Consider the following 23,297-nt stretch of genomic DNA (forward strand, 5'->3'; position numbering starts at 1 on the left):
GCCTCATTCACCGATAATAAAAGCTTAGTGGTTATTTCTTTAACGATTCATTCATAAAGAACTATAAATTTTATTAAACCCGTGACAACAAGGGGAATTTACATGGGATTCAAAGCTCTCCCTACGCTTATCTCTTTATTTATTGCATTGCTGATTTGGTTCGTAATTCCTGTACCTGCTGGAGTGGATCCTGACGCATGGCATTTATTGGCCATGTTTGTCGGTGTGATTGCGGCCATTATTGGTAAAGCCATGCCGATTGGGGCAATTGCCATTATTGCGATTACCTTAGTCGCCGTAACAGGTGTCACCAATGACAGCCCAAGTGGCGCTATTCAAGATGCGCTCAGTAGTTTTGCCAATCCACTAATCTGGTTGATTGGTATTTCAATTATGATTTCCAAAGGTTTGCAAAAAACTGGATTGGGTGCACGCTTAGGCTATTTATTCATCGCGGTGTGGGGCAAGAAAACCATTGGTATTGGTTATAGCATGGTGCTTTCCGAGCTGATTCTTGCACCTGTGACTCCAAGTAATACCGCACGTGGTGGTGGAATTATTCACCCGATTGTCCGTGCAATTTCCACCAGTTATGACTCTGACCCTGCTAAAGGTACTGAAGGTCGTATGGGGAAATATTTAGCTTTGGTGAACTATCAAGCTAACCCAATTAGCTCTGCCATGTTTATTACCGCAACTGCCCCCAATCCATTGGTGGTCGATCTGGTGGCAAAAGCAACCAATAGTGAAATTTCATTGAGTTGGAGTACTTGGGCACTGGCGATGTTATTACCAGGTTTGATTGCCTTGATCATCATGCCATTGATCATGTATTGGATGTATCCACCTGAAGTGAAAGAAACCCCGAATGCTGCTCAATTTGCCAAAACCAAATTGCAGGAAATGGGTCCTGTCAGTAAAAATGAAATCATCATGCTCGGTGTGTTTGGTATTCTACTGCTACTATGGGCTGGTATCCCTGCCATGATTTTTGGCTCAGCTTGGGCGGTTGATCCAACCACAACTGCATTTATTGGTTTAGGCTTGCTGCTGATTACGGGTGTACTGACTTGGGAAGATATCCTGACACAAAAAAGCGCGTGGGATACTATTACTTGGTTCGCAGCTTTGGTGATGATGGCGACTTATTTAAATAAACTGGGTTTAATCACGTGGTTCTCAGGTGTGCTTGAAACTGGTATTGGTCATTTAGGCTTGAGTTGGATGCCTGCCTGTTTATTGCTCATGCTCGCCTATCTGTATGCACATTATATGTTTGCCAGTACCACGGCACATATCACTGCCATGTTTGCAGCCTTCTATACGGCGGGACTGGCGTTGGGTGCACCACCGATGTTGTTTGCCTTAATGATGGCAGCAGCGTCCAGCATCATGATGACCTTAACCCATTATGCAACGGGTACATCGCCTGTGGTATTTGGTTCAGGTTACACAACACTGGGTGAATGGTGGAAAGCTGGCTTTGTCATGAGTGTAGTCAATATCATCATCTTTGTGTTGATTGGCGGACTTTGGTGGAAAGTGTTGGGTTATTGGTGATTTATTAATTTTAAGGAAATAATTTGAATATATGAGTTCTTTTATAACCCGCCCCACATAAGTAGGGCTGGTTATTGCTTAAAATTCAATTAAAACATTTAAAATAATGATCCAAATAATTTTTATAAACTGAATTAAATATTCAATTAGGTTATTAAAAATCTATAATGACTCAACAGCTACATTTAATTTATACTTAGCTAGTAACCTTTTCACATCTTCGACCCTCTCTGCTGGAACTATAATTTTATTAGCATAATTCAATATATGACTATCATATATATTTTTTAAGAAAAAAGAGATCTGTGCTCTAGTATAATCCCTCCCAAAATAATTTATTTCCTTACTAAAAAAATCTAAATTAATTGATAAAAGTTCTCTTTGGTCTTCAATCGTAGCTATTTCAGTTATATCAATTCCATTAAGTTTTAGATTGCCAGGTAATTTCCATTCTCTCTGACGATAATAACCATTCTCCTCCGTATACTTTTTATTATCAACAGGATACACCATATTCTTCAATCCCTCAAAGAATGCTCTCATGTCTTCAAAAAACAATTTATTATTTTCAAAATCTTTTATTTCTTCATTATTACCTCTTTAAAAAACTTCTTCTCTTCCTTCTTCAGCTTCTTTTAAATACTGGCGAGAATATTCATGAAAATTAATCATTCGGTATAAAAACTTAGAACCTACATATTTCATATCATCATCACCATTATGATCAAATAATGGTAAATACATAACGGGCATAATACCAATTTCTTTTAATATAGATGTATTCCACTCTATAGAAAATCTACCAAATACTTGACAATGTTCTTCTAACATTTCTCTCTTTATTAATGTAAAACAGCAACGATGTTGAACAACTGGATTCTGCCATTTTTCAAGCTCAAACGGTAAATGCATAACTTCAGGAGCTAAGAGCAAACCATTTTTAATAATATTATTCAGTATAGCAATACCTCGTAAATTATTCTGTTCTAATGTTTCATTTATCTTAGTATTAATACGTGGAAATGAGTGATAAAAAAACTCTTCTGGCATGTAAATCTCAAACAACAAAGGCTGATTTCTCAGCCCTATTTTTAGCAAAAACAATTAATTAGGTCAACCTTTTAACTTAATAGATTTTCTAAACATCAAATCTCTCTATAATTCTATATTTCCCTCACAACACGGAATCCCCACATGGTTGAACGCGCCTGAGACGAATAATAAGCATTGCGATAAGCAGTACGAACATTATGTACGTTATAAATCCATGCACCGCCACGCAATACAGGGAAACTACACAGACCATTATTTTCTGCCCCCCAACGTATTTGTGTCGTAGGTGCACCTTGATAATTGGCATGCCAACAGTCATCTACCCATTCACGCGCATTTGCAAGTACGTCGTACAATCCAAAGCCATTTGGTAAAAATGAGCCCACAGGTGCGGTATAAGCATAGCCATCATTACAGTTAAATGCTCGCCATGCCGCAGTATTGGTTTCTGTTGTGGTTGTAGATACATCCAAAACGTTGGCATATTTGCAGGCTTGGTCGCGTTCAGGATCATTGCCCCAGAAAAAAGTCGTTGATGAGCCTGCTCTAGCCGCATACTCCCACTCAGCTTCAGTCGGTAACCGATAGGTTTTTCCTGTTTTTTGAGATAACCACTCAGCAAAAGCCTGACCATCTTCACGGCGTACGCATACTACTGGATTCTGAGCAGTTTGAGTAAATCCAGGATTGCTTGGGTTTAAATCCTTTCGATACCACATATTAAACTCACCATCTCGTACCTCCCAACTTCGACAGCCTTGCACCTCCCAGCCTGTTTCCTTTTGGAACTGCTGGAACTGAGCGACAGTGGTTTCATAAGATGCCATCGCAAATGGCTGAGTGATATTGACACGATGCTGAGGCAATTCATAAGGTCTTGCCTGTGCGGGTACTCCTTCTCTGTCCTGTTCTTCCAATGTTCCTCCCATTTGATAGCTTCCCGCGGGAATCACAGTCAATTCAGGACAAAAGCCATCTGAACAATCTTTAAATTTGAAAGCTGCTGCTGTTCCCGTATTGATCTCTACATTGGTCAATCTTGCAGGTTGAATTGAGGCATTCATTAAAGGTGGTTTGTTTAGCTGCCGCGTGAGTAAATCAATGGTTCCCTGCCATTCATTCAACATTTCACGCAACATTGCAGGACGCTCGATACTCACACCCGTGCCATCATAATCTGGCGCATTACAACGTTCACGGATAAAAGTGGCCTCTGATTGCAGCTGGGTCAATTTAGGTAACATGCGCTGATCAATAAAAGCAGCTAAATTATTTTCCTGTGTAGTGAGCGCTGCTTTCAATTCTTGTAAGGCTGTTAATGCTTTATTATTTTGTTCTATCGCAGTTCGATATACAGTATCACACTGATCATTTTTCCAAACGAGGCTCTGACTTAAGGCGGTTAAGGCCATGGTTGTGGTTTGCAGCTTTATTTCTGAATTTACTTTTTTGCTATCATCATTACAGGCTGCCAATAAGCATCCTGCAAGAACAATGCCTGCTACTTTCACATAAGCTTTGGGTAAAATCTCCATCATTTCGCTCCTTTTATATAATTAAATAAAACCCTTTATGTTTAAGCTACAGCGCAGCAACACCAGTCTTGAGCATAAATAGGAATATATTGTTCATAAATAATTAAAATTTATAGGTGATTTAATTAGCATAAAAAAGAAGCAAACTTGAGATTACCCAAGAAAAAATACAGATTAAAGTTATTCCGAAAAGTAACTCTTCATTTTTAATACATTTACTTTGCCTAAATTGTTAAGTCTTATCTGGCATTTTTCTTATGTATAGCATTAAAAAATAAGGGCTGATGAATCAGCCCTTATTTTTAGCTAATTAACAGATTACGTTAATTGAGCTGCTTGGATTTTCTTGGTATCAACTTGATCAGCTTCTTTTGTATATTCGCTCATCTTGTCGAAGTTTAAGTATTTGTAGATGTCAGCAGAAGCGCTGTCGATTTGCGACGCGTACTGTTGATATTCTTCTGGGCTTGGTAATTTACCAAGAACCGCAGCTACAGATGCAAGCTCAGCAGAAGCTAAGTAAACGTTTGCACCTTGACCTAAACGGTTCGGGAAGTTACGAGTAGATGTCGATACACACGTTGTGTTCGGTGCTACACGTGCTTGGTTACCCATACACAATGAACAGCCTGGCATCTCTGTACGCGCACCAGCACGACCATAGATGTTATACAAGCCTTCTTCCATCAATTGATGCTCGTCCATACGAGTTGGTGGAGCCAACCATAAGCGAGTAGACAATGAACCACTTGGTACTTTGTCAAGTAACTGACCAGCAGCACGGAAGTGACCAATGTTCGTCATACAAGAACCGATGAATACTTCATCAATCTTGTCGCCTTGAACGTCAGAAAGAAGTTTCGCGTCATCTGGATCGTTCGGGCAGCAAAGAATTGGTTCTTTGATGTCAGCAAGATCGATTTCGTAAACTTTTAAGTATTCGGCATCAGCATCAGCTTTTAACAAGCTTGGGTTGTCTAACCACTTCTGCATGTTTTCAGCACGGCGCGCCATTGTACGAGCATCGCCATAACCTTCTGCGATCATCCACTTCAACATGGTGATGTTAGAACGTAAGTATTCAGCAACTTTCTCTTCAGAAAGTGTGATTGAACAGCCAGCAGCAGAACGCTCAGCAGATGCATCAGAAAGTTCAAACGCTTGCTCAACAGTCAAGTCATTTTCCATTTCTGATAAATCAATCTCAAGAATGTTACCAGAGAAGATGTTTTTCTTACCTTTCTTCTCTACAGTTAAGTCACCCGCTTGAATCGCGTAGTAAGGAATTGCATGTACAAGGTCACGTAAAGTGATACCAGGCTGCATTTTTCCTTTGAACTTAACCAGTACAGACTCAGGCATATCAAGTGGCATAACGCCAGTTGCTGCTGCGAACGCAACAAGACCAGAACCCGCTGGGAAAGAAATACCAATTGGGAAACGTGTATGTGAGTCACCACCAGTACCAACGGTATCTGGAAGTAACATACGGTTTAACCAAGAGTGGATAATACCGTCACCTGGACGTAGAGACACACCACCACGGTTCATGATGAAGTCAGGTAATGTATGGTGAGTTGTTACGTCAACTGGTTTTGGATACGCAGCAGTGTGACAGAAAGACTGCATCACTAAGTCAGCTGAGAAGCCCAAGCACGCCAAGTCTTTTAACTCGTCACGCGTCATAGGACCAGTAGTATCTTGAGAACCAACAGTGGTCATTTTAGGTTCACAGTAAGTACCCGGACGGATACCTTGGCCTTCTGCTAAACCACATGCACGACCAACCATCTTCTGAGCTTGCGTGAAGCCTTTGCCAGTGTCAGCAGGTTGTACTGGAGTACGGAACAATGTAGATGGTGCAAGACCTAATTCTTCACGTGCTTTAGTAGTCAAACCACGACCGATGATCAAGTTAATACGACCACCAGCACGTACTTCGTCTAAAAGCACAGGGGTTTTAAGCTCAGCTTCTGCAATTTGTGCACCATCTTTGAATGCAGTTACTTTTGCAGCAGCGTGATCAATTTTCAATACAACTTCGTCACCCATGTTCATGTTGGCAACGTCGATTTCTACAGGTAATGCACCTGCATCTTCCATTGTGTTGAAGAAAATTGGCGCGATCTTAGAACCTAAACACACACCACCATCTTTTTTGTTTGGAATGTGTGGAAGTTCGTCACCGAAGAACCAAAGTACAGAGTTCGTTGCAGACTTACGAGAAGAACCTGTACCAACAACGTCACCCACGTAAGCAACTTGGTTGCCTTTCGCGATCAATTCTTTGATTTGGTTTAATGGACCAACTTCACCTGGTTTTTCAGGGTTAATACCATCACGCTCGTTTTTCAACATTGCGTTTGCGTGTAATGGGATGTCTGGACGGCTCCAAGCGTCTTGTGCAGGAGACAAGTCATCAGTGTTGGTCTCACCGGTTACTTTGAACACAGTGATTTTGATTTCTTCTGGAACATCAGCACGGCTTGTGAACCATTCTGCATCAGCCCAAGATTGTAATACTGCTTTAGCAGCAGCATTGCCTGCTTTTGCTTTGTCAGCTACGTCATGGAACGCATCAAATACAAGAAGTGTTTTCTTCAATGCTTCAGCCGCTAATTCTGCAAGCTCAGCATTGTCTAGAAGTTCAACAAGTGGTGCTACGTTATAACCACCAAGCATTGTACCTAGTAAGTAAACTGCACGTTCTTTAGATACGAGTGGAGAGGTTGCTTCGCCTTTTGCAACAGCAGCTAAGAAAGCAGCTTTTACATATGCAGCTTGGTCAACACCTGCTGGAACACGATTTTCTAGTAAATCGACTAAATAAGCTTCTTCACCTGCTGGTGGATTTTTTAATAAGGCTACGAGTTCAGCAGTTTGAGCATCATCAAGCGGCTTCGGTGGGACTCCGAGTGCGGCACGTTCTTCAACGTGTTGGCGGTAAGCTTCTAGCACAGTGTTATTCCTCTTTTTTAAAAAATTACTTGTAAGTTCCAGCTTGCTACAAGCTTTACAAGTAATGTGGACAAGCAAAATTTTACTAGACTTCGCGTTAAATGTTAATGCAACTACCGTATTTCTACGTGATGCCCATTATTTTATAGCGAAATGTTCATCCCTTTGAAATACCGCTTTGGTCTTAGGTTAAAGTCTAATAAAACAATAAATTACATCCATAAAAAAAGACAAACGGTGTTGTCTTTTTTATATACACATTAAAAAAGTTTATAGTTTGGCAGCTTGTCGTGTGGAGTAACCAAGCATTCTTGCATAAACTGTTTCTTTAAATTTTCACGTAATGCTTCTGGATCTTTTTTCAGTTGATCGGCAGGAAGCGCATAAACCGTGTCCAAAATTTTAAAGATAAATTTGCGTGTCATTTCATCTTCAATCTTAGCCGCATATTCCGTTGCTTGTTTTTGCTCAATTCCATTTTGACGATCCAAGGTGATCGAACGCGCAGCGTTACCCACACTGACGCAATAGCCATGCCATTGTTCTTCAGGGGTTAACGGCTTTTTCTCAGCACAACCAGCCAAAACTAAACCTACTGCAATAAACAAAACTTTTTTCATCATCATACTGCGGCTAATTTGATGCACACATCATACTGAAACTTGTTGATTTTGCAAAAGGAAGCCTTTAAAACTGTGCTTTCCGTAATAAAAACATACAAATCATTTGCTACAACGCATGTTATTGCCTAACTTTTGACATTTTCCACCATTGCCAGAGAGATAGGTTGTCCCTGCGACCAGATTATAATGTTTGCCCTTACTGTCCCAACATCTGACACCATTGCAATTTTTGACAGGGATAAGCACTTCACTTGTTACCGTAAGATTATTCGTGGTCGTTGATGTAATAGGTTTGGCTGTTGTGGCAGATGTAGTCACTGTTGTGATTTTTGCATCTTTCGGTGCAGTCACTGTTTGTGTGCTTGCTGGTTGGACTGCTGCGGTATTGCTATTCTTTTTTACAGGATCGAGTTGAGGCTCTTGTTTTTGTGCAGGCGGTGGCGTTGCTGAATAAGTGGTGATCCCTTTGGCATCGACCCACTTATAGTATTCCTTTGCATGGACTTGGAGTGTAGAACTGAGCAGCACAAAGCCAAGTACTGCCCAAAGCTGACTAAAAGTGACAGATTTCATTTATTTCCTCCAAAAAATGTCATAAAATCTTTTATTTTCAATAATTTATATTAATTCTATCACATTTTCATTTCCAAAAATAAGCAGCAATAAAAAAACCTGCTTTAAGTGTTTAAAGCAGGTTCTTGTTTTTCTGTGATCAGAATCGCCAGTTATAGAAAACGTCAATTGCACGTTCTAAAGACTGACTCGCCTCCAGATATAAACGACGGTTCATTTGATAACGTAAGGTCAATTTATTCACTGGGGTAAATACACCGATACCATAACGGATAAACAGATCTGGTGTGATATAACCCGTCAGGCTGACTTGCGTATCATCTCCTGTACCCTGTGCGTCAAGTGCTAAACCACTCAAACCAAAAGTTCGACCGATCTGATTGGTTAAGGCACGTGTACCGCCTAGACCCATACTAATACCCGCAGCAGCAATGGTATTGTTTACATCTGACTTAAAGCCTTCTGTATTACTTAAACCACTGCTACCTTCATTGATACGTCCTGTGAGTAAAGCATTCAGCGCTTCTTGCTCAGATAAACCCGCATCATTGTAAATTTGAATATTCGGTACTGTTGCTGTCCCTGTGACACGTACCCCGACCATGCTGCCTTGAACTGGTTTATTGGCATCGATATCCAGTGTCGGGTTTGCCAACGGTCCATTAAAACGCGCAATAGCACGGTTCAGATCAAGACTTTGACCATAGGCCTCAATCTTCACTTTTTGGCTGACACCAATCGCACCATTGGCACGCATTGCCGTTTCTAAACCACGTTGTGACAGGTGTAAACGCCCAACCAGCGGAATGGTACTTTCAAAGCCTTGGAAGATGACTTGATTGCCTAAGGTTACCGTCATATCTGCGCGAATATCCCAAGGTTTTGCTGCTTTAAGTGTTGCAAGCAAATCTTGTCCTTGTTGAACCACACGGACATCTGGCGATAGATTTACAACCGTTGCAGAACTTTCTGGCATCGAAATACGGGCCCGAGGCACATCAATCGAACCTTTTAAACTTAGACGTTGATTAAACGGATAGACATCGAGTGTCAGGTCAGGCTCCACAATCGCAGTAATCATCGGTGCTTGACGAACCAATAAATTGTCACCTTTTAACGTCAGATTTAAATGTGGATCATTCTTCCAGTCAAAATTACCTTTTAAACGAGCAACACCTTGTCCACTGTTGAACGCACCATCAATACTCGCAGATTGTTGGCGTATAGATGAATAGAGCTGAATATTACTGAGGTTGACAGGCAATGAGATCATTGAAATCGCACCATTTTTCAAGCGCATCTCACCCACGAACTCAGGTTGCGTCAAAGTACCATTCATTTTACCTGCCAGTGCAAGCGTACCCGACATAGAGCGTACATCTTTAATAAATGGCTTAAAGACTTTTAACTGCACGTCATCAAAGGCCACTTCGCCACGCATCGGCATATTGGCTTGGAACGGATTGATGATGACATTGGCATAGCCTGTTCCAATATCAGGCGTTTTCATATCCACACGGAACAGTAAACCTTCACTGATACTCTTCGCGATCAAGCTTAATTCGTCATAAGTTACCGTCGTAGCAGGATCTTGTGGATCATCTGCAGCTAGGCCAATCTCACCTTTGCGCGTCACTAAACGTGCATCCAGTTTTGGATGGCTACCTTGCGCCCATGACGCTTTGGCATAGCCATTCAGTTGACCTGTCACAGCCAAGCCTTCTGGCATAAACGCAGTAAAGTCTTTCAAATCCAGATTTTTGGTAATAAATGAGAAACTACCTTTTGCTTTGCTGATACGTGCAGGTTGATCCAAACATAATTGGCTATTTGCACTTTGCCAGCAATGTTGGCCTACATATAACTCCGTCTGCGCAGTCGAATAAATAATTGGTGCATTTTGGTTCTGTACCAAATTGATATTGCGAGATTTAAAGTTGCCCTTTTGAACTTGCCCTAACCAATCATTTTTTGGATTGAAACCACCTGCAAGTTGCACATAAAAGTTAGATTGACGGTTTTTACTTTCCACCTTTAATACATGTGCTTTACGTGTACCTGCCAAATTCACCGTAGCATGTTCAATTTCACGGTTGCCATTACGAAGTTGATCCAAAGTTGCAGTTAATTGTGTTGGCATGGTTTCAGAGGTTGGTAATTCCCCCTGTACGCGCAATGAACGGATACTGACAAGATCATTGAATGCAAAACCATCAACAATCATATTCGCCGTTGCTTTTATGCGTGGTTGTGACTGTACATTTAGGCTTCCGTAAGCACGACCTCGCAAACCTGGATAAAGTTCATATAATGCAGGTGCATTGAGCTTAATACGTAAGTTTTGCGCATTACCTGTTGCTTGAAGCTGATTCTGAGCGTATGAGAAAAATAAGTCATTGGCTTCAAATTGTTGTGGTAAGAACCCTTCTTGATTTGAGTCCAGCAGCAAACTCAGATTTCCACGACCACGAATTGGCTTGTTATTGATAAAGCCTGCTGCATTGAGTTCACGAATATCAATACGTTTCAGCTTATCTGACCAAACACCTTGCGATTTAACTCGACCAGAAACCTCACCTTTTACACTCGAAACAAAATAGTGTGGCTTAAAACGCACCAACGAAGCATCAATATCCCAACCCAATTTATCTTTGAGATTGACAGCGCCCGTTGCATAAATTTTCCCAGCAACACCATCATGATTTAACTCATTGATCTTGATGTAATCAGGTGTGCCTGCAACCTTGATTTTTAATACACCATTGCCTTGGTTCAATGCATTTAAAGAGCCATCGTAATTGACTGCAAAACTTTTAAATCCACCACCTGCTTTTTCGTCATTAAACATCAACGCAGCAGTACTTTTTCCTTTTAAAGCAATGGTTTCTTTTTGATTCGCTTGCGCCAATTGACCTAATAAATCAATCTGTTCGAGCTGAATAATTTGTTGGTTTGGCTTAGCAAAACCAGTGGCCTTGATTTCCCCATTCAATAAATTTACAGGTGCTGCAGCAGCTACAGTTTGCGGATTAAAATCCTGCGCTTTAAGCTGTGCTTGCCATGAAAGTTGTTGTTTTTCAGTTGGTAATTTAACTTTGGCTTGTCCCGACAAACTACCTTTTTCTGCTTCATAACGGAAGTTCTCGACATTTAAGAGATTGCCTTTGACATCCAAACGCGCATCATACTTACCCGTTGGTAACAGCGCCTGTTCATGCGGACGTATCGTGGTGGTCAAATAAATATCTTGCTGACCTTCTTTTAAAGTCAGATTGGTATGACCTTCCTCACTGCTTAACCAGCCAATATAAGGCATGGCACGATCAATGCCTTTCCAAGAGACATCTAATAACATCGGTTGTGCTTTATTATTTTTTTCTTCAGCTTGATTCAGCTTCACAGCCCATGTTTCATATTTATCAAATGCCAGTTGAGCATTGAGTACCATACCTTTTTCCATTGAGCCTGTACTGCTTAAATTGGCATCAAGGTTTGGTGGTAAGAAATCTTGCGCGATTTGCGGTACAGTCTTATCTTTTGGATCTAAACGATCTAAACGACCTTTTACATCCCAAGACACATGATCCTGCCAATTTACAAAACCCAGCAGGCTCACTACTCCGCCCATCAACTGACCATTCAATTCGCGAATATTCAATTGATGCGTTAAATCGGTATCCATTAGCGCCGTATATTTGCCTTCTGGAACTTGTTCACCTTTCAAATCTGTATCTAAACTCAAGACCAGTTTTTGAATATCACCGTTGAACTTTGCGATACCATTTTTAGCAAAAAGTTTTTGTTCTTTTAATAACGGTAAATGATAGTTTTTTAAATACAGCTCACCATTCATTGGCACGTGTTCACGTACTGGATGGACAATTGCCCAACCTGTCAGTAAGTCTGGCGTCTGTGTTGCCACACCGACTCTCAAGGTATCTAAACTACCTCTCGCTGCAACTTTGATAGTCTCAATGTCTAAACTTTTTAATGATGGAATGATTAAGTCTGCATTGGCATTTAAGGGATATTTACCATTGAAGTCCATCTCTCCCGTTGCATTTTGCACCGATAGAAATTCCATCTTCATGCGAGAGTCTTCAAACTTTAATTTGGTTTCTGACCACAGCGCATCTTTCAGATAGATATCACTAAAATTGACTTTTGATGTTGTGGTTTGAAGTTCTAGATGATCTAGACTTGCTTCATCCACACGCAGTACAAAAGGCAATTTGATCGGGTCAAAACCAAACGGCTTGCCAGATGGTGGTTTCTTATCAATAATTTTTAGATTACGTACATCGGCATGACTCAGATGCACTTCTTTTTTAAGGATCGCTCTCCAACCCAGTGACACGTCAGCACGGTCTAAAGAAACATCAACCCCAGTTAATCTGACCAAAACATTTTTGAGGATAATGCCTGAGATCAGGTTACCACTTTCATATTCATATTTAATGGTTTTTTGGCTTTGAAGTACACGATCTAATAGAAAACGGCTACCCTTGTCAGTTGACATCATCACAGCGAGAGAACTAACCAATAATAAAACAATGATCAGCACGATCAACAGAGTATTCCGTAGGATACGCCGCTGTTGTCTTGGTCCAGTTGGAGGGGTAAGTTGCTGTTCTACTTCCGTCATAATCAACCCGAGATAGTTTTGCCCTTATAACGTAAAGGGCTCAATAAAGTTTTTAAAGCTGTGGACCAATAAAGAAATGTAAGCGAATTGGATTATTGTCATTAGAAATACCTGATGCGATATCTAATCGAATTGGTCCAATTGGTGATTTCCAGCGGATACCAACCCCCACGCTATATTCTGTTGGGTTACTAAATTGTTTGTCATAGGCATTCCCGAAGTCCGAAAACACAGCAGCACGCCAGCCATCTTTAAATTGATAGTTATATTCTAATGAGCCAACCCCTAAAGCTTGACCACCTAATTTATAGCCATTTTCTTCAGGTGATAAACTTTTATAGTCGAATCCACGTAAAGACTGATCACCACCCGTAAAGAAGCGTAAGTTATAAGGTACTTTATTAAAGTCATCGGTAAAGATATAGCTTGCATCACCACGACCAACAAATTGATGGTTATCGTTTTCACCCAATGAATAAATGAAGCGCCAACCTGCACTGACAATTGCCATATTGGCATCTGAAAGTAAAGACTCAGTCCCCAATTCAACTTTATAGGTCTGTTTAAAACCTCGGGTTGGGTTCAAGCGAGTATTGGCATTGGTCTTCGATGCTTCATAACCTAACAGCAATGATTCCTGCTCAGAATCAATTCCAGAGACTTTAAAGGCATCTGGAAGTTCATTGATATCAACATCACCTTTTTTGGTTAAACGATCTAAACGATAACGCAAACCAAAAGTATGTTGCCAATCACCGAGTGGATTTTTAATCACACGCTCACCACCAATGACCGCAGACTCAACCAACAAATTTACATCTGGGCCAATATCATCCCGTGTTTCACGTTCATAACCACCCACAAGGTTAAAGTAGTCATTTAATGGGTGTTTATAAGGAATACTATAGCGACCATCAATCGATTGACGAATCTCTGAAACCTCAACGTTGGCATCGAAAGAATGACCATATTTATTCACAATGGCACGACGATACTGGGTACGAATACGTGCCCCTGTATCCGTTCCATAACCAATACCCGTCTCTAGACTATTGAGACGATCCGCATTGAGTGTCACCACTACAGGAATTTTTCGTTCTGTACGTGCTTGTTCTTCCAGTTTTTGACGCTCTTCATCATCATCGTCATGTGCTGGCGGCATCGGCATGGAACGCGCCAAAGCAGGCTGTGCAGATTCAGCGCCCGAGAATTGTGATTCATCCACCACATTCTGCGTGACTTCCTGAGCAGAGGTAATTTTTGCGCGTGCAAGATCAGCTTTCTGTTGACTACTCATCAATTGAGATTCTTGTACTCGCTGCTGATCAACCAAAGCTTGCAAATCAGGTGGTAAATCTAAAGGCGGCTGAATTGCATCCGGTTTAATGGTATCAACCAAGGTGTAGTTAAAATAACGCGAGTTGGTTAAGTTATTCGCCAAAGCATTGACACGCCAGAACGCATAATCATCGCCTTCTTTCCATGGTGCCAAGCTATCTAAAACCTTCTGGGTGAGTGGCAACGGCTTACTCGGATCACTCATCCGATATTCCACTTGTTTTAACTTATAACGCTCGCCTGTTTCATAATTTAAATTAATCTCAGCTATTTTTTCAGGCTGGCTAATTTTGACATCATGTAAACGCCAAAATGCATCAAAATAACCATTATCAGAGGCAACCGTGGTAATTTTAGTTTTGGTTGCTTCATATAAGCCATGATTAAAAATATCGCCCACATCTTGTTCTGGAATTAAGCGAATGACTTGGAATTGCGGTGTATTTGCACCTGCACCTGTAAATTCAATATTTTGTTCTTTGATTTTGACAGGTTCATTTGGAACCACAATGACCTTAACCTTGCTATCACTCTCTTTTACAAAGGTATAGGTTGCATTGTAATAACCTACCGCCTGTGCGGCCTGATTGGTCAATGCACGAAGTTGAGGTAAAGCGACATTAAACTCTTCAAACGATTCTTGAGTGAAACTTGATAGTTTGGCCTTGATATTTAATGCAAGAATAGGTGGCGCACCGCTTACATCGGCAGTAATACGCGGAATTTTATCCGTATTTAATAAGTTTTCTGGGCGGAAGCGATTTACAATCCGCTTAAAGAATCCAACTTTTTCCTGCGGTTGATCAGACTTAGGCTGCAAATCGGCTAATGTTTTACCTGTTTCATTGGCCTCAACCACGATCTTACTGTCTGCTTGGATTTCCCCCATCAACTGGTCAATATTCAGCGGCGCCTGCTTAATTTCAGTCAGTTCAGTCTGTGACGCATCAGTGATGATCGGCTCAGGATTCTTTGCGGTATTATCCCGATAAGCTTGTGCTTCATTTTTCGCATCTTCAGCCTCACGGAAGATTTCATTTGCCATGCTTTGATCCACTGGAATCACAGGCAAATTTTCTAAATTGTCGTCAAGCTGAATCGGTTTTAATTCATTAATCTGATGCGTTGATTGTTCTTGCTCTTTTAAGGCAGCCAAACTGTCCTGTCCCGGCAAGATTCCATCAACTGCGGTATTCTGCGCTTGCTGAGTTGGTGCAGCGGCAGCAACAGCGAGTTCCGTAGGCTGCTCAGTCTGTTCAATTGCTTGATTTTCAGGCACGACTGGATTTTGTTCCTGAGCATAAGCAACTGATATGCAAGAACTAATTAAGAAACCACTACAAATAAGTTTAGGAAAACCCTGCATTTTAAAAATTAAATGCATAGAATGAACCAGTGTCGACTGTTTAAACTTCGTTTTAGATGGCATGTAAAACTCTAAATTTGTTTTTTAATTTATCGTTTTTGATGGGTGAAATAACTTCAAATCTTTGATTTTTCATCCAATCAGACAGAGCTATCATACATGCATTTCATCACATTTTTACAGTTCGTCACATTTTTTTATAAATCACAATGAAGTGAACACACGATGAAACAAGACGAGCACTTAATGACATCACGTCGGTTTGCCCCGATGTTTTTCACTCAGTTCTTTGGCGCACTTAATGATAATGTTTATAAGCAAGCGCTGCTTTTGGTTATCACTTATGGGTGGATTCAACAACAAACTGCGCCTGTCAGCACGTTAAATAATTTAGCTGCATTATTGTTTATTTTGCCTTACTTTTTCTTTTCTGCAACTGCAGGTCAAATTGCAGATAAATATGAACGTTCTCAGCTGATTCGCTTCATTAAAATATTAGAAATCGTGATCATGTTGATTGGTACTGCAGGCTTTCTACTTGGAAATTTGTGGTTACTGCTGTTCGCCTTATTTTTAATGGGCACCCATTCGACCTGTTTTGGTCCAATCAAATACGCCATTTTACCTGAGATCCTCAAGCCACAAGAACTCATGTCAGGCAATGCTTTATTCCAGTCTGGAACATCGATCGCAATTTTATTGGGGATGATTTTGGGTGGCGCGGTGATTGCCACCTCAGAAGGCAACCTGCTCTGGATTAGTGTGACTGTTGTCACTATTGCATGCTTAGGCTATTTATGCAGCCGTTTTATCCTTCCTCAGAAAGTTGCAGCACCTGATTTAAAGATTGATTGGAACTTCCTGCGTACCAGTCATCAAACCATTAAATACGCGAAAAGTATTCCAATCGTGTTCGTTATTTTGTTGGGTAACTCTTGGTATTGGTTTTATGGTGCAACCTATTTAACCCAAATTCCACAACTGACCCAGCAAAATTTACATGCTTCTGAAAATGTGGTGAGTCTTCTACTCACCTTCTTTTCGGTCGGAATTGGTGTCGGTTCTTTGCTTTGCCGACGAATTGGCGGTTCAGACATCAATATCAAAATGGTGCCATATGGCGCAATTGGCTTAACTGTGTTTGCCCTATATTTGGCAGCTAGTCTGGCCTTTGTACCTGAACGTACGGGTGAATTACTCAGCTTAAAAGATATGTTCACGCTCGGTGCAGTCTACTACCATGTCATGCTTGCGGTGACGTTACTGGGGATTAGCGGTGGTTTTTATATCGTGCCACTCTATGCCATGATGCAAGCTTATTCGCCACGTTCACATCGTGCACGTGTAGTGGCTGCAAATAACATTTTAAATGCTGTCTTTATGGTCTCTTCCGCAATTTTCTCAATTTTAATCTTAAGCATTTTGAAAATTGATATTAAAATCTTATTTACGATTACCGCTGTTTTAAGTGCAATTTTTTCATTTTGGTTATTAAAACGCTTAAAACCTTTATTGGAAAATGCGCCCAATACGTTAGAGGATTGATATATGCGTCATTACACAGGTCTCGATAAAGTTATTCATTCGTTTGATCAAGCCTTACGTAGTTTGGTGCCCGGTGCAACCAGTGCACAACGCAGCAACCCTGCCAGTGATGAACCATCACAACTCTGCGTGAGTGATGCCCGTCATGTTGCTGGTTTAATGCGCGTGAATCATAGCGGTGAAGTCTGCGCTCAAGCGCTCTATCATGGTCAAGCATTGACTGCAAAACTGCCACATGTACGTGAAGAAATGCAACAAGCTGCGATCGAAGAACAAGACCATTTGGCTTGGTGTGAAGATCGCTTAAAAGAATTAGACAGCCATACCAGTGTATTAAACCCAATTTGGTACGGTTTATCGTATGGCATGGGTGCAATTGCAGGTATTGCAGGTGACAAATATAGTTTAGGCTTTGTGGCTGAAACTGAACGCCAAGTCAGCCAACACTTACAAGAGCATATTCAGCAACTTCCAGCACATGATGACCGCTCACGTAAAATTTTGGTACAAATGAATGAAGATGAATTACATCATCGCGATACTGCCCTAGAAGCAGGAGGCGTTGATTTACCAGCACCTGTACGTATCACCATGACGGCCATATCAAAATTAATGACCAAGACCAGCTATTATCTATAAGCGACACAAGGGAATTGCAGCAAAGTAATTCCCTTTTCTTTTTAAAGCAGATGATGTGATTTATCGAAAAATGATTTTGCCTTTATCTGTTGAATAACGATCACTCCAAAAACTTTGTGCTTGTTTATCTAAATCAGTAAAAATGGTGTAGTCAATTTTCCCTTGTCTGAAGGTCAGTTGATCTTTCTTTTTTACAGCAATAACACGCGTATCATTCACCCAAACCCGCTGCTGTTGATCAATCTTGATCAATGCAAGTGGAGTTCCGTCAGACCTCTCTGCAATCCATTGAGGCGCTGGTGTCGATGCAGTTGGACTGGGTGTTTCAATCTCTTGCTCAGCTAAACCTGCGTTGCTATTTTCCTGTTTAGTCTTATTGATATCGCAGCCTTGCATTTCACTGACTTGGGTACAACCCGATTGTTCTAATTGCTGTCTATATTTAGCGTCAATAGCATAAGCCGTATTCATGCTGCCATAAGCAATAAAACCTAAAATAATAAGTAATTTAGTCTGCATTAATCCTTCCTTCACGCTTCCTTGATGAAGTATTTAAACATCCCGCTATGTTTGAGTATGTAATTCAAATGTTTTAATAAAAAAACCCATGATCGAGATCATAGGTTTTTGGCATCTAGAGATTTTTAAAAATTAATTCAGGCCATGTTCTGCTTTAAAACGCTCTAAGTTTCGTACTGCATCCTGATAATGAGACTGCACTCGACTACTATTAATGCGCAAATCGTATAGGCGCTTTTTATAATCATCACGATCTTTAATCGACAGGTCTTTGCGCTCTAATTCTTTTAAATAATGATTCATATCAGTTTGCGAACGATTAAACTCTGAATCTGCTTGGTAATAGTCATTGGCAACTTGATAATAGCTACGTAAAGATTCACGCTTTTCAATCGGGCAAACACGGAAATCCCCACGTCCGTCCAAGGCTTCATTAAAAATAGTTTCAGGGCGACAATAATAGCTCAAACCTTTTTGATAGCCTTGTTCGTACAGCTTTTGATTTGGCACGATGTTGGCTTTTTGACATGAGGAATAGTACTTATCTAAACGTGAATCATGTCCAGCAGAACCATCTTTCTCGCCCACACTGAACCAATTTGCAGTTTTACATTGCTCGACACTCATGGCCGCACAGCCCGAAAGTAAAACCGTTAAAGTTGATAAAATTAAAATCATTTTCATGAAAAATTCTTCCTATTATTATCGTGTTACGCGATTAAAGAATTACATTGTAATGACAGGATAATGCGTACTTTGATGTACTAAATCTGTGTGCTGCCATAAATCGTATAACGGAATTTTAACATCCAAGGCCAATGGTAACTTTTTTGGATTAAATTGCATATGCGTCAAAGTTGTTCCCCAAGCAATCACATCTATATCCAAACTGATATGATGCGAAGGACGAACACGACCAGATTGTGCTTCTAATTTTTTGAGAATATCTGATATTTCATCAACACTAAGTCGGCTTTTTAATAAGCAAGCCGAATTCCAGTAGTCTGCACCGATTCCATCTCGACACGGAATTTCATAAATTGGAGAAAATTCCACTGCGCCCAAACGTGCGATTTGTTGATAAGCGAAAGTGAAATTTTGTTGCTGCTGGACATTACTCGCCAGTGCGAGCGCAAAAATTGTTTCTGTTGCGTTCAAGGCGAATTCCTACTGCATTGGCTTGTGCAATGATGGCGGGTTTGCGGATTGTAATACTGATCGATTCTACTGAAGGAAATGTCGTAAATAGACACTCTAAAACCAGCTGAGCTGCATGCTCAATCAATTTTGGTTTTGCTGCTTGAATGACTTGAGCTGCCAGCTCGCAGATTTGTGCATAATTAAGCGTATCTGCCAGCTCATCTGAGCCAGCCGCTTGAGAAAGGTCATTATGAATGGTGAGATCTAGCATTAAAGGTTGAATAATTTGGCGTTCCCAGTTGAAACAACCAACCACAGTATCAACCTTTAGCCCTTCAATAATAATGGCATCCATAATGACCTAATGAACCGATAAATAAATTAATGCTTTAAAAACGAAGCAGGTTCAATATTGTGAACCATTTTTAAACGTTGGTCAGCATAAATATCAGTATATGGTGCAAGAACACGCATGAAACGATCAAAATATAACATTTGCTTGAATAATAACGCGAAGTCACGTGGGAATTTGATCCCATGACGCTCACCTACAGCCACCATATCCATCATGATGTCATTCAAATCTGCTGGATTCGAGCTCAGAATTTCTTGCGGATCTGCCAATAACACACCACTAAACAAACGCTCTAAATCATCAGCCAAAACCTGAGTATCAATTTTCTGATGGGTCATCCCCATTTTCAGCATGTTCTCAGCCATCGCGATATAATTGGTGTGCTGTAATGCATCCATAAATGCCATACACGCAGTCCAAACCTCAGGTTTTAACTGACCAACGATACCAAAATCAATAAAGCCAATACGACCATCTTCCAGCAACATCAGATTGCCCGCATGTAAATCTGCATGGAAACTCTTGCACAGCATTAAACTACCAAACCAAGTATTCATGGCTGTAATCAATACCTGTGTTGGGTCTTTAGCATATTGTTTAACCACATCAAAGTCAGTCAATGATACCCCATACAAACGCTGCATGGTCAAGACGCGACGGGTCGAAAACTGGTGATACACCTTCGGTGCAGTTGCCGCTTGATTTCCCGAAATATTCAGATATTGAATAAAGTCATCAAGATTCTGTGCTTCTTCAATGAAATCGACTTCACGCACCATACGTGTTTTGATCTCATCTACAATATCAGACAAAGATGCAAATTTGATTTTCGGTACTGCTTTTTCTAAAAGCTTGGTTGCCCAATGCACCACGTTTAAGTCGGTATATAAAATGGTTTCAACGCCTGGTTTTTGTACCTTCAATACGACATCTTCGCCAGTCACCAATCTTGCAGCATGGACTTGGGCGATTGAAGCAGAACCTAATGGTTTTTCATCAATAAAGCTAAAAATTTCATTGAGATTTTTACCTTCAAATTCATCAGCCAAAACTTGTTGGATATAGCTAAATGGTAGGCTAGGAGTTTGATCTAAACAGCCTTGGAATTCTTGAACATATTCACGTGGGAATAAAGACGGCGTACTCGCAATGAATTGCCCCAATTTGATATAAGTCGAACCAAGCGACTCAAATGTCTCACGCATAAGCTTGGCGTTGCTCGGTTTTTCCGTTGCATATTTCACACCTGCTTGTGCTGCAACCACCACTGTTTCGCCAATACGTGCAACAGAACGTAATCCATCGAATAAAATATTTCTTTTCATAATCTTTCTTGCCTCACAGATAGCATTAGTTTAGCAAATTTTGCTCAATTTACCGATCAAGTTGCCTGACAAATCGGACAATTTACATCTTTTTCAAATTTAAGAATACGTTGTGATAAATTTAAGCCATTCCAAAGCAGTAGTTTTTGCTTTAGTGGCGTCAAACCAAGCCCTAAAAACAGTAAGGTGTGATGTGCTTGTAATGACGCCATCATTACAGGCGTGGTCGCCAATACGCCTGACTCAGCACAACGTAGCCCTTCATTGACATGATCTTCTTTCGGAAACAAGCATTCATAACAAGCTGAGTCTGCATCCACCATAAACATCTGCCCTTCAAAACCGATGGCTGAAGCACTGATGAGTGGCACCTGATGTTTTCTAGATACTGCATTGACTAAATAACGGGTGCTAAAGTTATCACAACCATCTAACACTACATCTTGATGCTGTATTAAGTCATCAGCATTCGTTTCATCAAATCGTATATTTTGATAGCTGACTTGTATATGCGGATTAATCTCTCGCAAACGTTTTGCCAATATTTCAGCTTTATAGCGCCCAAGATCATTTGCAGTAAAAGCAATCTGTCTTTGCAGGTTGCTTATTTCAATGGTATCGGCATCGACAATGGTAATTTTACCCACACCAGCACGAGCCAGTAGTTCTGCACTGGCACAGCCTATTCCACCTGCTCCAATAATCAGTACATTGGCGAGTTTTAATTTTTCTTGTGCTTCGATATCCCAACCATCTAATAAAATCTGACGACTATAGAGATGCATTTCCTCATTACTTAGCTCAAATTCGTTTTCAAAATGGTCTGACACGTGAATTGCTTCTTTATCTTCAAGGGTATTGCTGATTTTAAGTCGATGTGGGATTGGAGGAAAGAGAAATTCCACTATAATCGCCTTTGTTTTAAAAACCTTCTCCTTTCAATCAATACCTTGTCTTGTATTTTCTTTAATGACTTACGACCTGTCGTAAAGACTTAACGACAGGCCTGACTGATCTCACGATTTCCCTACTTCCGATCATATATCATTTCATACGACTGTGCTCTTAATAAATCTTCTTTACTGCCAAAAGACTGATTGCGTAGCTGATTGATTGACTGCTGTTTACTTTCATTACTCGCATCACTTTTTAAGATCTGATCACGTGCGGCCAAGTAACCATTGACCTGTGTTTGCCATCCAGCTTCTTCTTGATCAACTTTTTCTAAACGATCTGCTGCTTCAGGTCCTAATAAACTTTCTCGCATATTCCGTAGCTCTTGAGCAGAACCACCTTTTTCTCTAACCTCTTGCGTTAACTGCTGCAATTCGGCAAATTGCATCGAGACCCGAACACCATCGGCCAAGGTCGAAGGCAATTGATCTATTAATTTCGCCAATTCAGCTGCCTTTTGCTGAGCAGTCAAAGTTTTATTGGCATGAATACGCATTTGATCAATATTAAACTGGTTCAGGTTACGTTCATTGCCAAATAAAGCATTGATCTCTGCTGCATTAAAAAACTGCTGCTGTACTTTATACATTTGATCAATCACTTTCTGAAAACCGTCAATATCACCTGTTTTGAAATTACCACTCGGTTTAATATTTTTTAAAGCATGGGTATAAGCCACATATTGATCTAGCAGATAAATCGCATAACTAGATGCGGTGTCAGGTAAAGTCGCAGTGAGATACTGGCGAATATCAGCAACCAATTCAGTTTCGGTTTTTTCACCTAAACTGGAAAAGAAATAATCAAAACAACTTCGAATACCAACCGTTAAAATTAATTTGCCATTGGAGTCGACCTGAATTGGGCAGTCAATCTCTGTACCTTGTAATGAAGCCGCCAATACAGGCATTTTCCCTTTCTGATTATTCTGCTGACTAGCCTCTGATGTGTTGCCCATAATCTGAGATTGCGTTTGTTGATTAAGTGGATGCTGTGTATTTTGAGCATCTGGTTTAAATATCCAATAGATTAAAGCCAACAAGAGCAATAAACACACGATTAAAACTAAACTGATAGTTTTATTATTCAAAAATTTACCGTTCATAATCCCTTGCTCTATTTATCATTCTTTCTTTGAACCGTTAAAAGCCAAAGGAGCAACGTATTGC

Annotated in this window: 18 protein-coding genes; 3 read left to right on the forward strand and 15 right to left on the reverse strand. The window is 40.5% G+C overall.

What is annotated here, in order from left to right; genetic code table 11:
- The first annotated feature begins 102 nt into the window (after nt 1-102).
- Nucleotides 103-1,560 (forward strand): DASS family sodium-coupled anion symporter, encoded by a 1,458-nt coding sequence (locus tag F887_RS07420; protein WP_005294820.1) that lies wholly within the window; start codon nt 103-105, stop codon nt 1,558-1,560.
- Between the two features lie 162 nt (nt 1,561-1,722).
- Here the strand turns inward: F887_RS07420 and F887_RS07415 are convergent, their stop codons facing one another.
- The 8 genes from F887_RS07415 to F887_RS07380 form a co-directional block, all read right to left on the reverse strand.
- Nucleotides 1,723-2,073, reverse strand: a complete 351-nt coding sequence (locus F887_RS07415; RefSeq protein ID WP_005294823.1) for a hypothetical protein — start codon at nt 2,071-2,073, stop codon at nt 1,723-1,725.
- 87 nt (nt 2,074-2,160) lie between these two features.
- Entirely contained in the window at nt 2,161-2,610 is a 450-nt protein-coding gene (locus tag F887_RS07410) for a hypothetical protein (RefSeq protein WP_005294826.1), read from the reverse strand.
- Nucleotides 2,611-2,723: 113 nt separating this feature from the next.
- The gene (locus F887_RS07405; protein WP_005294828.1) at nt 2,724-4,148 is read right to left on the reverse strand and encodes a formylglycine-generating enzyme family protein; all 1,425 of its coding nucleotides are present in this window, start codon (nt 4,146-4,148) and stop codon (nt 2,724-2,726) included.
- A gap of 318 nt (nt 4,149-4,466) precedes the next feature.
- Nucleotides 4,467-7,106 (reverse strand): bifunctional aconitate hydratase 2/2-methylisocitrate dehydratase, encoded by a 2,640-nt coding sequence (locus F887_RS07400; RefSeq protein ID WP_005294830.1) that lies wholly within the window; start codon nt 7,104-7,106, stop codon nt 4,467-4,469.
- 260 nt (nt 7,107-7,366) lie between these two features.
- Nucleotides 7,367-7,726 carry a hypothetical protein gene (locus F887_RS07395; protein ID WP_005294834.1) on the reverse strand — a complete coding sequence of 120 codons (360 nt, stop codon included), beginning with the start codon at nt 7,724-7,726 and terminating at the stop codon, nt 7,367-7,369.
- A gap of 102 nt (nt 7,727-7,828) precedes the next feature.
- Nucleotides 7,829-8,302 (reverse strand): DUF4124 domain-containing protein, encoded by a 474-nt coding sequence (locus F887_RS07390; protein WP_005294836.1) that lies wholly within the window; start codon nt 8,300-8,302, stop codon nt 7,829-7,831.
- A 139-nt stretch (nt 8,303-8,441) separates the two neighbouring features.
- Complete coding sequence (locus F887_RS07385) at nt 8,442-12,947, reverse strand: translocation/assembly module TamB domain-containing protein (protein WP_005294839.1); 4,506 nt, start codon at nt 12,945-12,947, stop codon at nt 8,442-8,444.
- A gap of 52 nt (nt 12,948-12,999) precedes the next feature.
- Nucleotides 13,000-15,714, reverse strand: a complete 2,715-nt coding sequence (locus tag F887_RS07380) for an autotransporter assembly complex protein TamA (protein ID WP_005294842.1) — start codon at nt 15,712-15,714, stop codon at nt 13,000-13,002.
- Between the two features lie 162 nt (nt 15,715-15,876).
- On the opposite strand from F887_RS07380, the gene F887_RS07375 reads away from it, so the two are divergent.
- Nucleotides 15,877-17,196 (forward strand): MFS transporter, encoded by a 1,320-nt coding sequence (locus tag F887_RS07375; protein WP_032862910.1) that lies wholly within the window; start codon nt 15,877-15,879, stop codon nt 17,194-17,196.
- A gap of 3 nt (nt 17,197-17,199) precedes the next feature.
- A complete protein-coding gene (gene coq7, locus F887_RS07370; protein ID WP_005294847.1) occupies nt 17,200-17,835 on the forward strand; it encodes a 2-polyprenyl-3-methyl-6-methoxy-1,4-benzoquinone monooxygenase in 636 nt (211 codons plus the stop codon).
- A 60-nt stretch (nt 17,836-17,895) separates the two neighbouring features.
- On the opposite strand, the gene F887_RS07365 is transcribed toward coq7, so the two are convergent.
- The 7 genes from F887_RS07365 to F887_RS07335 all read right to left on the reverse strand — a co-directional run bounded on the left by F887_RS07365 (nt 17,896) and on the right by F887_RS07335 (nt 23,233).
- Entirely contained in the window at nt 17,896-18,354 is a 459-nt protein-coding gene (locus F887_RS07365) for a hypothetical protein (protein ID WP_005294849.1), read from the reverse strand.
- 132 nt (nt 18,355-18,486) lie between these two features.
- Nucleotides 18,487-19,038: a DUF2799 domain-containing protein gene (locus F887_RS07360; protein WP_005294851.1), complete on the reverse strand. Its 552-nt coding sequence runs from the start codon at nt 19,036-19,038 to the stop codon at nt 18,487-18,489.
- Between the two features lie 42 nt (nt 19,039-19,080).
- Nucleotides 19,081-19,512 carry a 2-amino-4-hydroxy-6-hydroxymethyldihydropteridine diphosphokinase gene (locus F887_RS07355; RefSeq protein WP_005294853.1) on the reverse strand — a complete coding sequence of 144 codons (432 nt, stop codon included), beginning with the start codon at nt 19,510-19,512 and terminating at the stop codon, nt 19,081-19,083.
- Nucleotides 19,469-19,849, reverse strand: coding sequence for a dihydroneopterin aldolase (gene folB / locus F887_RS07350; protein ID WP_005294856.1), 381 nt, complete (start codon nt 19,847-19,849; stop codon nt 19,469-19,471). The genes F887_RS07355 and folB overlap by 44 nt, the downstream gene beginning before the upstream one ends.
- Before the next feature lie 26 nt (nt 19,850-19,875).
- Nucleotides 19,876-21,174 carry an ABC1 kinase family protein gene (locus tag F887_RS07345; protein ID WP_005294859.1) on the reverse strand — a complete coding sequence of 433 codons (1,299 nt, stop codon included), beginning with the start codon at nt 21,172-21,174 and terminating at the stop codon, nt 19,876-19,878.
- Between the two features lie 56 nt (nt 21,175-21,230).
- A complete protein-coding gene (locus F887_RS07340) occupies nt 21,231-21,959 on the reverse strand; it encodes a HesA/MoeB/ThiF family protein (RefSeq protein ID WP_416201966.1) in 729 nt (242 codons plus the stop codon).
- Nucleotides 21,960-22,201: 242 nt separating this feature from the next.
- Nucleotides 22,202-23,233 (reverse strand): lipase secretion chaperone, encoded by a 1,032-nt coding sequence (locus tag F887_RS07335; protein ID WP_005294864.1) that lies wholly within the window; start codon nt 23,231-23,233, stop codon nt 22,202-22,204.
- Nucleotides 23,234-23,297 lie beyond the last annotated feature (64 nt).

Origin of the sequence: Acinetobacter sp. NIPH 2100, from assembly GCF_000369805.1 — a bacterium.
In the GTDB taxonomy this organism is placed as follows: domain Bacteria; phylum Pseudomonadota; class Gammaproteobacteria; order Pseudomonadales; family Moraxellaceae; genus Acinetobacter.

What these genes read in the sequence shown, in the direction of transcription:
- folB (WP_005294856.1), bottom strand. Translation starts at nt 19,849, where the DNA reads ATGGATGCCATTATTATTGAAGGGCTAAAGGTTGATACTGTGGTTGGT.
- F887_RS07360 (WP_005294851.1), bottom strand. Translation starts at nt 19,038, where the DNA reads ATGAAAATGATTTTAATTTTATCAACTTTAACGGTTTTACTTTCGGGC.
- coq7 (WP_005294847.1), top strand. Translation starts at nt 17,200, where the DNA reads ATGCGTCATTACACAGGTCTCGATAAAGTTATTCATTCGTTTGATCAA.
- F887_RS07395 (WP_005294834.1), bottom strand. Translation starts at nt 7,726, where the DNA reads ATGAAAAAAGTTTTGTTTATTGCAGTAGGTTTAGTTTTGGCTGGTTGT.
- F887_RS07415 (WP_005294823.1), bottom strand. Translation starts at nt 2,073, where the DNA reads ATGGTGTATCCTGTTGATAATAAAAAGTATACGGAGGAGAATGGTTAT.
- F887_RS07390 (WP_005294836.1), bottom strand. Translation starts at nt 8,302, where the DNA reads ATGAAATCTGTCACTTTTAGTCAGCTTTGGGCAGTACTTGGCTTTGTG.
- F887_RS07405 (WP_005294828.1), bottom strand. Translation starts at nt 4,148, where the DNA reads ATGGAGATTTTACCCAAAGCTTATGTGAAAGTAGCAGGCATTGTTCTT.
- F887_RS07375 (WP_032862910.1), top strand. Translation starts at nt 15,877, where the DNA reads ATGAAACAAGACGAGCACTTAATGACATCACGTCGGTTTGCCCCGATG.
- F887_RS07335 (WP_005294864.1), bottom strand. Translation starts at nt 23,233, where the DNA reads ATGAACGGTAAATTTTTGAATAATAAAACTATCAGTTTAGTTTTAATC.
- F887_RS07420 (WP_005294820.1), top strand. Translation starts at nt 103, where the DNA reads ATGGGATTCAAAGCTCTCCCTACGCTTATCTCTTTATTTATTGCATTG.
- F887_RS07380 (WP_005294842.1), bottom strand. Translation starts at nt 15,714, where the DNA reads ATGCCATCTAAAACGAAGTTTAAACAGTCGACACTGGTTCATTCTATG.
- F887_RS07410 (WP_005294826.1), bottom strand. Translation starts at nt 2,610, where the DNA reads ATGCCAGAAGAGTTTTTTTATCACTCATTTCCACGTATTAATACTAAG.
- F887_RS07385 (WP_005294839.1), bottom strand. Translation starts at nt 12,947, where the DNA reads ATGACGGAAGTAGAACAGCAACTTACCCCTCCAACTGGACCAAGACAA.
- F887_RS07340 (WP_416201966.1), bottom strand. Translation starts at nt 21,959, where the DNA reads ATGCATCTCTATAGTCGTCAGATTTTATTAGATGGTTGGGATATCGAA.
- F887_RS07365 (WP_005294849.1), bottom strand. Translation starts at nt 18,354, where the DNA reads ATGCAGACTAAATTACTTATTATTTTAGGTTTTATTGCTTATGGCAGC.
- F887_RS07345 (WP_005294859.1), bottom strand. Translation starts at nt 21,174, where the DNA reads ATGAAAAGAAATATTTTATTCGATGGATTACGTTCTGTTGCACGTATT.